This window comes from Monashia sp. HAY1-11D (assembly GCF_056868035.1).
Genome location: NZ_CP200320.1, coordinates 1413557 through 1426496, shown reverse-complemented (window position 1 = coordinate 1426496; position 12940 = coordinate 1413557). Strand labels below are relative to the sequence as shown.

The window sequence follows — 12940 nt, the reverse complement described above, 5'->3', positions numbered from 1 at the left end:
AGTGGCCCGGGTTGAATACGCTGGCCGTGGCGGGCACCTCGCCGGTGAACGCGAGGTGAAGCGGGGGTACGCAGAGCACGACGCGGCTGGAGGTGGCACGTGGCGGAGGGCGACACCGTGTGGCGCACGGCGCAGCGGCTGCACGCCGCGCTCGCCGGACGGGTCATCGTCGAGTCGGACCTGCGCTGGCCCGAGATCTCGACCGCCGACCTGCGCGGCCGCTCGACGCTCGAGGTGGTCAGCCGTGGCAAGCACCTGCTGCACCGGGTCGAGGGCGGCCTCACGCTGCACTCGCACCTGCGGATGGAGGGGCAGTGGCGCGTCGAGGCGACCCCGACGCTGGCCGACCGGTGGCGCCGCAACCCGCAGCTGCGCGCGCTCGTGTCGGCGCCCGACTGGACGGCGCTCGGCCTGCGGCTCGGGATGCTCGACCTCGTGCCGACCGCGCGTGAGGGCGAGCTCGTCGGCCACCTCGGCCCGGACGTCCTCGGACCCGACTGGGACCGCGAGCGCGCCGTCGGCAACGTGCTCGCCGCCACGGCGCCGGTCGGTGCCGCCCTGCTCGACCAGCGCAACCTCGCCGGCGTCGGCACGATGTGGTGCGCCGAGGCGCTCTTCCTCGAACGGGTCCACCCGTGGTCGCTGCCGGCCGACCTCGGCCGCCGGACCGTCGAGCGTCTGGTCGACCGGACGCAGCGGCTCATGGACCAGGGGCGGCACGACGGTGTGCAGTCGAGCACCGGCAGCCGGCGGCAGGGCGAGACGCAGTACGTGCACGCCCGCAGCGGCCGGCCCTGCCGGAGGTGCGGCACGACGGTCCGGGTCGCCCCGATCGGCGTGCCACCTCAGGAGCGGACGATGTTCTACTGCCCGGCGTGCCAGGGCGGGCTCGGGCCCACCGACGACGGACGCCGGCAGGACCCGCTCGGCTCGAGCGGCGGGGCCCGGCGCTCCCGACGGTCCTCCTGAGCCCGGGCCCCCGCGGCGTCGCCCTTCTGGGGGTGTCGGCCGTCGGTGCCGAGTCCTAGGCTGCTGCGCGTCCCGCTCCGCACCGGAGCGACCTGTGAAGGAGCATGTGATGACCTCTCGGCTCAACCCGTACATCTCGTTCAAGGACAACGCCCGCGAGGCGATGGAGTTCTACAAGTCGGTGTTCGGCGGCGACCTGACGCTCAGCACGTTCGGTGAGTTCGGGCAGGAGGGCGAGGGCTCCGACGGCATCATGCACGCCCAGCTCGTGACCCCCACGGGCTTCACCCTCATGGCCGCCGACACCCCGCCCCAGATGGAGCACCGGACCGGCTCGAGCATCACCATCAGCCTCAGCGGCGACGACGAGGACGACCTGAAGCGCTGGTGGGACGGCCTCGCCGAGGGCGGCGCGGTCCAGATGCCGCTCGAGAAGCAGATGTGGGGCGACACCTTCGGCATGCTCACGGACCGGTTCGGCGTCGACTGGATGGTCAACATCGGCACCGGCGGCGAGGGCGGCGACGCCGGGAGTGACGGCGGCGCGCAGGCCTGACTCAGGCGGCGAGCCGGGCCAGCTGGCGGTCGAGCTCGGCGGCGTCGACGAGGTCGGTGTGGGTGCCGACCGCGCCGCACGCACACGCGCCCGCCACGGCGCCGGCGCGGGCCGCGTCGCGGGTCGACCCGCCGTCGAGCCAGGTCCGCAGGAAGCCCGACACGTACGCGTCGCCGGCGCCGTTGGAGTCGATGACCGTGCGACCGGGCAGCTCGAGGGCGGGCACGGCGAACGGCTCGCCCTCGCGGGGGGTGACACGGCTGCCTCGCGCGCCGTCCATGACGACGACGGTGTGGGCACGGCCGCGGGCGAGGACGGCCGCGACGACGTCGTCCTCGCGTCCGCCCAACGCCGAGCCCGACACGAAGACGACGTCAGCCGCCTCGGCGAACGGCCGGTGGTGCGGGTTCTCGCCGTCCCAGTCGTGCAGGTCCGTCGAGGTGCTCAGGCCGCGCCGGGTCGCCTCGGTGAGGGCGTGCACCGTCCACGGCATGATCGACGCGTGGACGTGCCGCGCACCCGGCCCCGCGTCGAGGGCCGCCAGCGCGTCGAGCCACAGCGCTGCGTCGGGGACGAGGTCGTAGGGGTGACGCGGGTCGTAGAGGGACAGCCGGCGGCCGGTGGGGTCGACGAGGTTGACGGCCCGACGCGTCCCGGTCGGGTGGACGACCGCGTCGAACGGGATGCCCTCGGCGGCGAGCCGCTCGCGCACGAGCCGGCCCTCGTGGTCGTCACCGACGACGTCGACGATCCGGGTCGGGATGCCGAGCCGGTGGCAGCCGAGCGCGACGCCGGTACCGGTGTGACCGACGTGCACGTCGATCGGGGGCACGACGTGCGAGTCCGCGAGGGGCATGGGCAGCTCGGCGACGCGCACGATCGTGTCGACCCCGGTGCCGCCGACGACGAGGACCCCCCGTGCGGTGTCGGTCACGAGATCTCCTGGGGCCGGCTCACGGGGATGCGACGCGCATCCGGGGCGGCGAGGCGTTCCTCGTTGGCCTCGGAGTCGACCAGCTCCTTCTGCGACTCCAGCTCGGCCTCGACGCGCGCGAGGTAGGCGGACACCTCGGCCTCGACGCGCTCGGCGTCCCAGCCGAGGGCGGGCGCGACGATCTGCGCCGCGGCGCGGGCGCTGTCGACGCCGCGGCTCGGCGTCTCGATGGAGATGCGGGTGCGGCGGGCCAGTAGGTCGTCCAGGTGCAGGGCGGCCTCGTGGGTCGCCGCGTAGAGCACCTCGACCTTGAGGTACTCCTCGGCCCCCGGCAGCGGCTCGTAGAGGCTGCGGTCGTCCGCGGCGAGGGCGAACAGCTCGTGCACGAGCGACCCGTAGCGCTCGAGCAGGTGGGTGACCCGCCAGACCGGCAGGTCCTCGTGCCGGGCCAGGCGGTCGATCTGGTTGACGAGCGCGACGTACCCCTCCGCGCCGGACAGCGGGATGTACTCGGTGACGCTGCCCGGGACGTCCCCGCCGACGTCCTCGCGCGCGGCGTCGACGGCGTCGGCGGCCATGACCCGGTAGGTCGTGTACTTGCCGCCGGCGATGGAGATGAGGCCGGGCTGGGGCCGGGCCACGGCGTGCTCGCGCGAGAGCTGGCTGGTGTCCTCGTTCTCGCCGGACAGCAGCGGCCGCAGGCCGGCGTAGACGCCCTGGATGTCGTCGTGGGTCAGCGGCACCTTCAGGACGCCGTTGATGTGCTCGAGGATGTAGTCGATGTCGGCCTTGGTGGCGGCCGGGTGGGACCGGTCGAGGTCCCAGTCGGTGTCGGTCGTGCCGATGATCCAGTGGGTGTTCCACGGAATGACGAAGAGCACCGACTTCTCCGTGCGCAGGATGAGCCCGGTCTCGGAGTTGATCCGGTCGCGGGCAACGACGATGTGCACGCCCTTGCTCGCGCGGACGTGGAAGCGGCCGCGCCCGCCCGCCATCGTCTGGATGTCGTCGGTCCAGACGCCCGTGCAGTTGATGACGACCGACGCGTGCACGTCGGTGCGCTCGCCCGTCTCGACGTCCTCGACGACGGCGCCGACGACCCGCTCGCCGGCGCGCAGCAGGTCGACGACGCGGGCGCTCGACAGGACCGTGGCACCATAGGCCGCCGCGGTGCGGACGGTCATCAGGGTGTGCCGCGCGTCGTCCGCCTGGGCGTCGAAGTAGAGCAGCGCGCCCGTCAGGCTGTCGCGCTTGAGCGCCGGTGCGAGCTTGAGGGCACCGGTCCGGGTCAGCTGCTTGTGCCGCGGGACCGACCGCGCACCGCCCATCGAGTCGTAGAGCGTCAGCCCTGCCGTGACGTACGGGCGCTCCCAGCCCCGGCTCGTCAGGGGGTAGAGGAAGGACACCGGCCGCACGAGGTGCGGCGCGATGCGGCTCAGCATGAGCTCGCGCTCCTTGAGGGCCTCGCGGACGAGGTCGAAGTTCATCTGCTCGAGGTACCGGAGGCCGCCGTGGAACAGCTTCGAGGACCGCGACGACGTGCCCGACCCGAAGTCGCGCTGCTCGACGAGCGCCGTCGACAGACCACGCGTGGCCGCGTCGAGCGCGGTGCCGGCGCCGGTGACGCCGCCGCCGACGACGAGCACGTCGAACTGCTTGGTGGCCAGGCGCTTCCACGCCGCGGTGCGATAGGCGAGGTCCAGGCGGACGGGGCTGGTCATCGGTCCCCCTTCGAGTCGGACGGGCCCGAACACACCCTAGCCGTCAGGAGCGGTCCTCAGCCGTGGCGGCCATCCTGCTCGGGCCGCAGTCCGCAGGCGCCTCGCCGCAGGACGGCTGCGTCGGGCGTCGGGACGGCCCCCCGGGCGCGTGCGCGTCAGGTGCGGCTGGGCCGCGCGGGCGCGGGGCCCGGTCACCGGGACGCTTCGACGTCCCCGGCGGTCGACGTCACTCGGGCCGCAGCGGCGTCGCGATGGGGTCGCTCGTCGAGACGGGTGCCGGGGTGTCGAGGTCGGACGGGGCCACCGCGGTGGGGGCTGAGACGCCGTCGCCGTCGGTGCGCATACCGGCGATCTCGGAGCGGAACACGCGGATCGACCGGCCGAGGCTCCGTGAGGCGTCGGGCAGGCGCTTCCAGCCGAAGAGGACCATCGCGGCGATGGCGATGATGAGCATCTCCGGCCATCCCAGATCGGCCATGGCGTCCTCTCCTCTACGGCGGCCGGGCACCGTGCCGCATGCCGCTCAGCCGCAGGCTAGGCGCGAAGTCTGGACGTGGCCTGTGCGCCGTCGACGCGTTGGCTGTGATCCACATCGACAGGCGGTGCGCACCTCAAAGGAGTCATGACGCGCGCTGCACGCAAGGACCGGCTCAGCAGCCGACGTGCTCAGAACGGTGGCGGCTCGGGTTCAGGGCCGGGTTCCCGAACAGGTGCCCGATCGGGCGGGCCTGTCTGGGGTGGCCCTGTGTCGGATGGGCGCGCGCCGGGGTCGGTGAGGGCTTCGCGCCAGTCCTTGGGGTAGGTGACGTACTCGCGACCCGTGAGGGTGGTCCACCTCGTCGCCCCCGAGCCACGGCCCCCACCACCCCGGTCGCGGTCATCGGGTCCGGCGGCGGGATGGTGGTCGCGCCGGGCGGTCCAGGCGCCGGAGGTCTTGGGATGGTGGCAGCCGCGGGACAGGGCCTGCAGGTTGGTCACTCGGGTGGGGCCGGCCGGCCAAGGGGTGATGTGGTCGAGGTCGCAGCGTTCGGCGGGGACCTGGCAGCCGGGGGCGCGATAGGTCCCGTCGAGGGCCCGGACGTGCTCGGCCATGGCGCGGGTCGGGGTGTAGCAGTCGGCGGACAGCTGCACGGCGGTGCCGGTGTCCAGGTCGACTGCCAGGCGCTGCCACACCGACCCGGGCGCGGTCATGATCGCGCGGGCGTGGGCGGCGGTCACCCAACCGTGCCCCGGCAGCTCGCACGCGGCGTCCGAGGCCCCGGTGGCGACCTCGAACGGGACGACGATGCGCACCACCGCCGCCGGCGCGGCGGTGAGCCAGCGCCCGCACGTCGGGCCGGCATCCGGGCCGGCGTCCGGGCCTGCCGTCGACCCGGATGCCGCTCCGGCGAGGGCCTGCCCGTCATGCCCGCCCGGGGTGGTGCCGAAGAGGGCGAGGTCGGTGAGCAGGTCGCAACGGAGCTGGTCCAGGGTGCGCCCGTCGCCGGCGGCCCGGGCCGCGCGGGCCAACGCGTCGACGCGGTCCAGGACGCCGACGACCCGTTCGGCGGTGGCCGTCAGGGTGATGACGCCCATGCCGTCCTCGGTCAGGCGCCCGAACACGCCCCGGCGCGCGGTGGCGGTACGGCGGCGTTCGTCGCTGCACCGGTGGTCGGCGGCGGTGACGGTGCGGCGCAGTCGGGCCCGGAACAGCTGCTGCGTGGCGACCGTCCCGTCGGGGGCCGGCGCCAGGACCGTGGTCTCGAGGGCCGGCAGGGCGTGGTCGGGCAGGGCGCGCGTCTCGGCGACGAGGGTCAGGGCCCGGTGCAGGCTCGTGGCTCCTCGGCGCAGCGCCTCGCGCAGGACCCGGTGTCGGCGCGGCGCCAGGGCCAGCTCGAGCCGGCGGGACACCTCGCCTTGCCCGACCCCGGTCGCACAGGCGATCTCGGCCGCCACGACCCGCTCGGTGCTCAGCGGTACCGGCGCGGCGGTGGCCAGTCGCGCCAGCTGCTGCTCCTGGATCGTGTGCAACGCGGCGTACGCCTCCAGCAGCCGCGACTCCAGCCGCGCCTTGGCCCGCTCCAGCGCCTCCACCTGCGACAGCACCCGGTCACCGGCCGCGTCCAGCCCCTCGTCGCGAAAGGGGACCGGTGCCACCACGACCGCAGCCCCAAGCCGGGCCCGGTCGGTGGCGAGGATGCGCCGGACCCTCGCGGGTCGACCACCCGCAGACCCGGCAGGCAGCGCGTCGAGATAGGGCATCGCCGCTCTCCTCTCGCCAGGTGGTCACCTCTCTCAAGTAGAACAGGTGTTCGAATGGCGGTCAAGCCTGCAGTGTGGACGGTGGACTCGGAAGTGCTTGTGTCGCAGTCCTGTCCACAGGTGTGGGCCGCGGAGCCGTGATGCCGAGGCGCCCGCACGGTACGGTCGGCGTCATGCCGACCGAGCAGCGCAGCCACGTCGTCGCGATCGACCAGGGCACCACGAGCACCCGGGCCATGGTGTTCGACCGCGAGGGCAGGGTCGTGGCCGTCGACCAGCTCGAGCACCGCCAGGTGTTCCCGCGCGCCGGGTGGGTGGAGCACGACGCGTCCCAGATCTGGGCCAACACGCGTCAGGTGGTCGGTGGCGCCCTCGGCAAGGCCAACCTCAACGCGACGCACGTCGCGGCCGTCGGCATCACCAACCAGCGCGAGACCACCGTGGTCTGGGACCGGACCACGGGCGAGCCGGTGCACAACGCCATCGTCTGGCAGGACACCCGCACGCAGGCGATCTGCGACGAGCTCGCGGCCCGCGGCGACGCCGGCCGGTGGCGCGAGGTCACCGGGCTCCCGCTCGCGACGTACTTCGCCGGACCGAAGGTCCGCTGGGTGCTCGACAACGTCGACGGCGCCCGCGAGCGCGCTCGCGACGGTGAGCTGCTCATGGGCACCATCGACTCGTGGCTGCTGTGGAACCTCACCGGAGGGGCCGGCGACGGCGGCCTGCACGTCACCGACGTGACGAACGCGTCGCGGACCCTGCTCATGGACCTGCGGACCCTGTCGTGGGACGAGGACCTCTGCGCCGCGATGGGCGTGCCGATGTCGATGCTGCCCGAGATCCGCTCGTCCTCGGAGGTGTACGGCACGTGCAAGCCAGGCATCCTCATCGACGTGCCCGTCGCGGGCATCCTCGGCGACCAGCAGGCCGCGACCTTCGGCCAGGCCTGCCTCGACGTGGGGACCGCGAAGAACACCTACGGCACCGGCAACTTCATGCTCCTCAACACCGGCGAGGACATCGTCGCGTCCGACAACGGCCTGCTCACGACGGTCTGCTACCGCCTCGGCGGGGACAAGCCGGTCTACGCGCTCGAGGGGTCCATCGCCGTCACCGGGTCGCTCGTGCAGTGGCTGCGCGACAACCTCGGCATCATCGAGGACGCCGCGGAGGTCGAGACGCTGGCGGCGAGCGTCGACGACAACGGCGGTGCCTACTTCGTGCCGGCCTTCTCCGGTCTCTTCGCGCCGTACTGGCGCCCCGACGCACGGGGCGCCCTCGTCGGTCTGACGCGCTACGTCGACAAAGGGCACATCGCCCGGGCGGCCTTGGAGGCCACGGCCTTCCAGACGCGCGAGGTGCTCGACGCCATGGACGCCGACTCGGGCGTGCCGCTGACCGAGCTCAAGGTCGACGGTGGGATGGTCGTCAACGACACCCTCATGCAGTTCCAGGCCGACCTGCTCGGTGTCGACGTCGTCCGGCCGGAGGTCAGCGAGACGACGGCCCTCGGAGCGGCGTACGCCGCGGGTCTGGCCGTCGGCTACTGGGAGTCGACCGACGAGATCCGCCGGAACTGGCGCGAGGGCCGCCGCTGGAGCCCCCAGATGGACGAGGCCGAGCGGGACCGCCTCTACCGCCAGTGGAAGAAGGCCGTGCAGCGCACCCTCGACTGGGTCGACGACGACACCCGGTGAGCGCCGCGGACGGGGGCGCACCCCCGCCTGCCCCCGCGACCTGGGTGGCGCCTGCGTCGGCTGCCCGGACGCGCACCGGCGCGACGGCGGTCAGCCCAGCCCGGTGCCGGCTGTGACGGCGGCGATCGCGGCGTCGTAGTCCGGCTCCTGGCCGATGCTCGGCACCAGCTCGGTGTGGACGACGGTGCCCTCGGCGTCGATGACGACCACCGAGCGCGCGAGCAGCCCGCGCATCCGGCCGTCGACCATCGTCACGCCGTAGTCCGTGCCGAAGGTGGAGCGGAACGTCGAGGCCGTCACGACGTTCGCGATGCCCTCGGCGCCGCAGAACCGGCGCAGCGCGAACGGCAGGTCGGCCGAGACGCACAGCACCGTCGTGTTGTCCAGGCCCGCGGCGAGCTCGTTGAAACGCCGCACGCTCGTCGCGCAGACGCGGGTGTCGATGCTGGGGAAGATGTTGAGGACGACGCGGCGGCCGTGCGGCCGCTCGACGTCGGCGAGGTCGGTGCCCGCCAGCGTGAAGTCGGGCGCAGGGCGCCCGACGGCCGGCAGGTCGCCGACGGTGTGGACGGTGGTCTCTGCGAGGGCGGTGGTGGCCATGACGCGTTTCTAGCACCCGGGAGCCGACGCGTAGGTTGGGGCCCATGACTCCGACGCGTCCGCCGGCGCGCCCGTCCGGACGCTCGCCCGAGGCGCCGCACGGTGCCGGTACCCGGTTCCTCGTCAACTGCATCGGCATCGTCGGTCTGGTCTTCGGCCTGCTGCCGGTCGTCAGGTACGTCCTCCAGCTCGACCTCTTCGGCTTCGCGACGGCGCCGTACGACTGGCTGCGGCTCGACGGTGCCATGCGCTACGTCCCGCCGCTCATGGTGCTCGTCGTGTGCGGGGTCGCCGCCTACCTGCTCGAGAAGCGCCTCGAGCGCGCCGGCTGACCGACGCGGCTCTGGGTGTTCGCGTGATGTGATGGCCGCATGCCGCTTCGGGCCCGTCTCGTCGCCGCGCTCGGGGTGCTGCTCGCCGCGAGCGCGCCGACGCTGCCCGTGGCCGAGGCGTCGTCCCCGGTCGCGTCCCCGGCGCTCACGCGGTCGGCCGCCGTCCCCGCCCCGGTGGGCCGGCAGGTCCCCGTGCGCCCCGAGCCGGACGGCACGGCCGTGCGGCTCGACGTCTCGGTCTACCCGCAGGCCTCCGGCCGTCACCCCGTCGTGCTGCTCGCGCACGGCTTCGGGGGCAACAAGGAGGCGGTGGCCTCCCAGGCGCTCGAGCTGCAGGAGCGTGGCTACGTCGTCGTCACGTGGAGCGCACGCGGGCACGGCGCGTCGGGCGGGCGCATCCACCTCGACGACCCCGAGTTCGAGGTGGCCGACGCCAGGGTCATGCTCGACGTGGCCGCCGCGCGACCCGACGTCGCGCTCGACGCGCCGGGGGACCCCCGCGCCGGCGTCATGGGCACCTCGTACGGTGGGGCGCTCGCACTCATGCTCGCCGGTGCCGACCCACGCGTCGACGCGGTCGTCTCCGCCCTCACGTGGAACGACCTCGCCGAGTCGTTCTTCCCGCAGTCGGCCCTGACGCGTCCGCCCACGACCGCCGCCGGCCGCGCGCCCGTCGCGGAGCCGGGCCCGTTCAAGCAGGTCTGGGCGACGAACTTCTTCCTCGCCGCCCGCCGGGCCGGCGGTGGCCCGCAGAGCGGGCGGGCGACCGGTGGCGCCTCCGCCGAGTGCGGCCGTTTCGACCCGACGATCTGCCGGCTCTTCGTCCAGGCATCCGAGTCGGGCGCGCCGTCGGCGGCGCTGCTCGCCCTCCTCCGGGCGCACAGCCCTCGTCCGACGATGCCCAAGGTCACGGCGCCGACGTTCCTCGTGCAGGGCATGGCCGACTCGCTCTTCGGCCTCGACCAAGCCGATGCCACCGCGTCCGCCCTCGACGCGGCGGGCACCCCGTACGCGGTGCGGTGGAGCGACGGCGGCCACGACGCCCCGAGCAGCCGCGAGCGCGAGGAGACCGACGCGTCGTACGCCTGGCTCGACCACTGGGTGCGCGACAAGGCGCCGCGCGGGTCCGCCCCTCCCACAGCATCTTTCACGTACTCGACCCCCGCGGCGCGGCGAGGCCAGTCGTCGCCGCTGCTCACGCTGCCGCACTACCCGGGCCTGGCCGGGTCGCGGCTCGCGACGACGACGCTCCCGCTCCGCACGACGACCGGGGCCCTGAGCCATCCACCCGGTGGCCAGCCGGCATCGCTCGTCGCGGTACCGGGGCTCTCGGCGCTCGGCGTCGCGCTCTCGACGTACCGGATCGCCGCCCTGCCGGGGCAGTCGGCGGCCCTCGACACCGAGCCGGTGGCCACCGGGACGACGGTCGTCGGCTCCCCGACGCTGCGCCTCACCGTGACCTCCGACCGGCCGACGGTGACGCTGTTCGCCTCGCTCTGGCGGGTGAGCGGCGGCCAGGTGACCCTGCCGCGAGCGCTCGTCGCGCCGCTGCGCATCTCGGTGACGCCGGGCCGACCGACGCCGGTGACGCTGTCGCTGCCGGCCGGCACCTACCCGATGCCGGCCGGCAGCCAGTGGCGCGTGCTGCTCACGACGACCGAGTCGACGTACGCGAACGACCGGACACCCGCCACCCTGGTCGTGCGCGCCGACGGCGGGCTCGTCGTCCCCGTCGGCGTGGGGACTCCCGTCGGGGGTGGCGGCACCGGCGTCGACACCGAGACCCGGGTCGCGGCATCGGTGCTCGCGGTCCTGCTCCTCACCGCCCTCGGCGGCTGGCTCGCACGGCGACGGCGTCGCGCCCACGTCGTGGCCCGCCCCGACCTCGCCGACGTGCCGCTCGTCGTCGAGGGGCTCGTCAAGACCTACCCGGACGGCCACCGCGCCGTCGACGACGTGTCGTGGCGGGCCGAGCGCGGCCAGGTCGTCGGCCTGCTCGGCCCGAACGGCGCCGGCAAGACGACGACGATGCGCATGGTCATGGGCCTCATCTCCTCCGACGCCGGCAGCGTCCACGTGCTCGGCGAGCCGGTGACGGCCGGCTCGGACGTCCTCGGCCGCGTCGGGGCGCTCATCGAGGGACCCGGCTTCCTGCCACACCTCACCGGTCGGCAGAACCTCGAGGCCTACTGGCGCGCCACCGGCCGACCGCCCGAGGACGCCCACCTCGCCGAGGCCCTCGAGGTGGCCGCTCTCGGTGGTGCGGTCGACCGGCCGGTCAGGTCCTACAGCCACGGCATGAGGCAGCGGCTCGGCATCGCCCAGGCGATGCTCGGCCTGCCCGAGCTGCTCGTGCTCGACGAGCCGACCAACGGCCTGGACCCGCCCCAGATCGCCGCGATGCGACCCATCCTGCGCCGCTACGCGGCCACCGGCCGCACCGTCGTCGTCTCGAGCCACCTGCTCGCCGAGGTGGAGCTGACGTGCACCCACGTCGTCGTCATGCACGCCGGTCGCGTCGTCACCCAGGGCCTGGTCGCCGACCTCGTCGACAGCGACGACACGACGCTCGTCGACCTCGAGGACGGTGTGCCGCCGCAACGGCTGAACGACCTCGCCGCCGCGCTCCGGTCCGCCCCCGGCGTCGGCGAGGTGCGCGTCGACACCCCGACGCGCCTCGTCGTCGTCGCCGAGCTCGACCGCGCCGCCGTCGTGCAGGCGGCCGTCGAGGCGGGCGTGCCGGTCGTCGGCGTCAGCAGCCGGCGGCACCTCGAGGAGGTGTTCCTCGGCGTCATCTCGTCGGCGGCCTCGAGCGACGGCGCCGGCCCGGGCGACGCGTCGGTGTCGCTCGTCGACCGGCTGAGGCAGGTGCGGGCCCGATGAGCGTCGAGGCCGGCAGGCGCGTCCACGACCCGCTGTCCTGGCGGGCCGAGCTCGGACGCCAGTGGGGGCGGCGGCGCACCAAGGTCGCCTTCGCGCTCGTGCTGGCCCTGCCGCTCGTCCTCGTGACCGCTTTCGCGTTCGGCGACCCCCCACGCCCGGGCACCGCCCCCCGCTTCATCGACCTCGCGCAGGACGGCTCGGCCAACTTCACGCTCTTCACGCTCTTCGCGTCCTCCGAGCTGCTCCTCGTCCTCGTCGCCGCGCTCTTCTGCGGCGACTCCGTGCCGGCCGAGGCATCGTGGTCCACGCTGCGGTACCTGCTCATCGCCCCGGTCCGGCGCGCCCGGCTGCTCACGAGCAAGCTCGTCATCGGGCTCGGGTCGACCGCCGCGGCGGCCGTGCTCCTCGTCGGCTGGTCGCTGCTCGTCGGCGGCCTCGCCTACGGCTGGGCGCCCCTGACGAGCCCGACGGGGGAGTCGCTGACGTGGGGGCAGCTGCTGCCGCGCCTGGCGCTGGCGCTCGGCTACGTCTTCGTGACGTTGCTGCCGACGGCCGCGATCGCCTTCTGGATCGGCGTCCGCTCCGACGCGCCCCTGGCGGCGGTCGGCGGGGCGGTCCTCTTCACGATCATCCTCAACATCCTCGACCAGATCGACGCGCTCGACCCGTGGCGCAACGCCTTCCCCGGCCACTACAGCCGGGCGTGGCAGGACCTCGTGGCACTCGAACCGCAGTGGACCGCCGTCATCCACGGCGCCCTGTGGTCGCTCGTGTGGGCCGTCGCCTTCACGATGCTCGGCTACCGACGCTTCCGGCTCGCCGACATCCTCAGCTGAGCCCGCCGAGAAAGCCGCCCGAAAAAGGCCGTCTCGAAGAACCGTCTCGTCGTTTCCGAGAATCACCTGGGAAATGCCGGCACTTTCTGCGGGTGTCTTTTCATGAATTCACCCCAAAAAGCCGTCGATGCGCATTTTCGTCTTGCCGGGATTTCTCATCGGACTCCC

At 73.8% G+C, this 12940-nt stretch carries 11 protein-coding genes; 6 read left to right on the top strand and 5 right to left on the bottom strand.

Translation table 11 applies throughout. The features are described from left to right. Positions 1-99 precede the first annotated feature (99 nt). Both AC1VM9_RS06630 and AC1VM9_RS06625 read left to right on the top strand, forming a co-directional pair. Positions 100-969, top strand: coding sequence for a DNA-formamidopyrimidine glycosylase family protein (locus tag AC1VM9_RS06630; RefSeq protein ID WP_481345313.1), 870 nt, complete (start codon positions 100-102; stop codon positions 967-969). A gap of 109 nt (positions 970-1078) precedes the next feature. Then, complete coding sequence (locus AC1VM9_RS06625) at positions 1079-1525, top strand: VOC family protein (protein WP_481345312.1); 447 nt, start codon at positions 1079-1081, stop codon at positions 1523-1525. A gap of 1 nt (position 1526) precedes the next feature. On the opposite strand, the gene AC1VM9_RS06620 is transcribed toward AC1VM9_RS06625, so the two are convergent. The 4 genes from AC1VM9_RS06620 to AC1VM9_RS06605 form a co-directional block, all read right to left on the bottom strand. Then, on the bottom strand, positions 1527-2459 hold the full coding sequence (locus AC1VM9_RS06620) for a carbohydrate kinase family protein (RefSeq protein WP_483121909.1): 933 nt from the start codon (positions 2457-2459) through the stop codon (positions 1527-1529). Further along, complete coding sequence (locus AC1VM9_RS06615) at positions 2456-4180, bottom strand: glycerol-3-phosphate dehydrogenase/oxidase (protein WP_481345310.1); 1725 nt, start codon at positions 4178-4180, stop codon at positions 2456-2458. Before AC1VM9_RS06615 ends, AC1VM9_RS06620 begins: the two co-directional genes overlap by 4 nt. Before the next feature lie 226 nt (positions 4181-4406). Beyond that, entirely contained in the window at positions 4407-4658 is a 252-nt protein-coding gene (locus tag AC1VM9_RS06610) for a twin-arginine translocase TatA/TatE family subunit (protein ID WP_481345309.1), read from the bottom strand. 188 nt (positions 4659-4846) lie between these two features. Next, positions 4847-6421, bottom strand: a complete 1575-nt coding sequence (locus AC1VM9_RS06605) for an HNH endonuclease signature motif containing protein (RefSeq protein WP_481345308.1) — start codon at positions 6419-6421, stop codon at positions 4847-4849. Positions 6422-6594: 173 nt separating this feature from the next. On the opposite strand from AC1VM9_RS06605, the gene glpK reads away from it, so the two are divergent. After that, the gene (glpK, locus tag AC1VM9_RS06600; RefSeq protein ID WP_483121907.1) at positions 6595-8121 is read left to right on the top strand and encodes a glycerol kinase GlpK; all 1527 of its coding nucleotides are present in this window, start codon (positions 6595-6597) and stop codon (positions 8119-8121) included. Between the two features lie 90 nt (positions 8122-8211). Here glpK and tpx read toward each other — a convergent pair whose 3' ends face one another. Further along, the gene (tpx, locus tag AC1VM9_RS06595; protein ID WP_481345678.1) at positions 8212-8721 is read right to left on the bottom strand and encodes a thiol peroxidase; all 510 of its coding nucleotides are present in this window, start codon (positions 8719-8721) and stop codon (positions 8212-8214) included. A 44-nt stretch (positions 8722-8765) separates the two neighbouring features. Between tpx and AC1VM9_RS06590 the strand changes: the two genes are divergently transcribed. Genes AC1VM9_RS06590 through AC1VM9_RS06580 form a run of 3 tightly spaced genes read left to right on the top strand, consistent with a single transcriptional unit; the run spans position 8766 to position 12772 of the window. Then, entirely contained in the window at positions 8766-9053 is a 288-nt protein-coding gene (locus tag AC1VM9_RS06590) for a hypothetical protein (RefSeq protein ID WP_481338873.1), read from the top strand. 39 nt (positions 9054-9092) lie between these two features. Further along, positions 9093-11936 (top strand): alpha/beta fold hydrolase, encoded by a 2844-nt coding sequence (locus AC1VM9_RS06585; protein ID WP_481345676.1) that lies wholly within the window; start codon positions 9093-9095, stop codon positions 11934-11936. Further along, positions 11933-12772 (top strand): ABC transporter permease, encoded by an 840-nt coding sequence (locus AC1VM9_RS06580; RefSeq protein ID WP_481343244.1) that lies wholly within the window; start codon positions 11933-11935, stop codon positions 12770-12772. The genes AC1VM9_RS06585 and AC1VM9_RS06580 overlap by 4 nt, the downstream gene beginning before the upstream one ends. Positions 12773-12940 lie beyond the last annotated feature (168 nt).

What these genes read in the sequence shown, in the direction of transcription:
- AC1VM9_RS06615 (WP_481345310.1), bottom strand. Translation starts at nt 4,180, where the DNA reads ATGACCAGCCCCGTCCGCCTGGACCTCGCCTATCGCACCGCGGCGTGG.
- AC1VM9_RS06585 (WP_481345676.1), top strand. Translation starts at nt 9,093, where the DNA reads ATGCCGCTTCGGGCCCGTCTCGTCGCCGCGCTCGGGGTGCTGCTCGCC.
- AC1VM9_RS06590 (WP_481338873.1), top strand. Translation starts at nt 8,766, where the DNA reads ATGACTCCGACGCGTCCGCCGGCGCGCCCGTCCGGACGCTCGCCCGAG.
- AC1VM9_RS06605 (WP_481345308.1), bottom strand. Translation starts at nt 6,421, where the DNA reads ATGCCCTATCTCGACGCGCTGCCTGCCGGGTCTGCGGGTGGTCGACCC.
- AC1VM9_RS06580 (WP_481343244.1), top strand. Translation starts at nt 11,933, where the DNA reads ATGAGCGTCGAGGCCGGCAGGCGCGTCCACGACCCGCTGTCCTGGCGG.
- AC1VM9_RS06610 (WP_481345309.1), bottom strand. Translation starts at nt 4,658, where the DNA reads ATGGCCGATCTGGGATGGCCGGAGATGCTCATCATCGCCATCGCCGCG.
- tpx (WP_481345678.1), bottom strand. Translation starts at nt 8,721, where the DNA reads ATGGCCACCACCGCCCTCGCAGAGACCACCGTCCACACCGTCGGCGAC.
- glpK (WP_483121907.1), top strand. Translation starts at nt 6,595, where the DNA reads ATGCCGACCGAGCAGCGCAGCCACGTCGTCGCGATCGACCAGGGCACC.
- AC1VM9_RS06625 (WP_481345312.1), top strand. Translation starts at nt 1,079, where the DNA reads ATGACCTCTCGGCTCAACCCGTACATCTCGTTCAAGGACAACGCCCGC.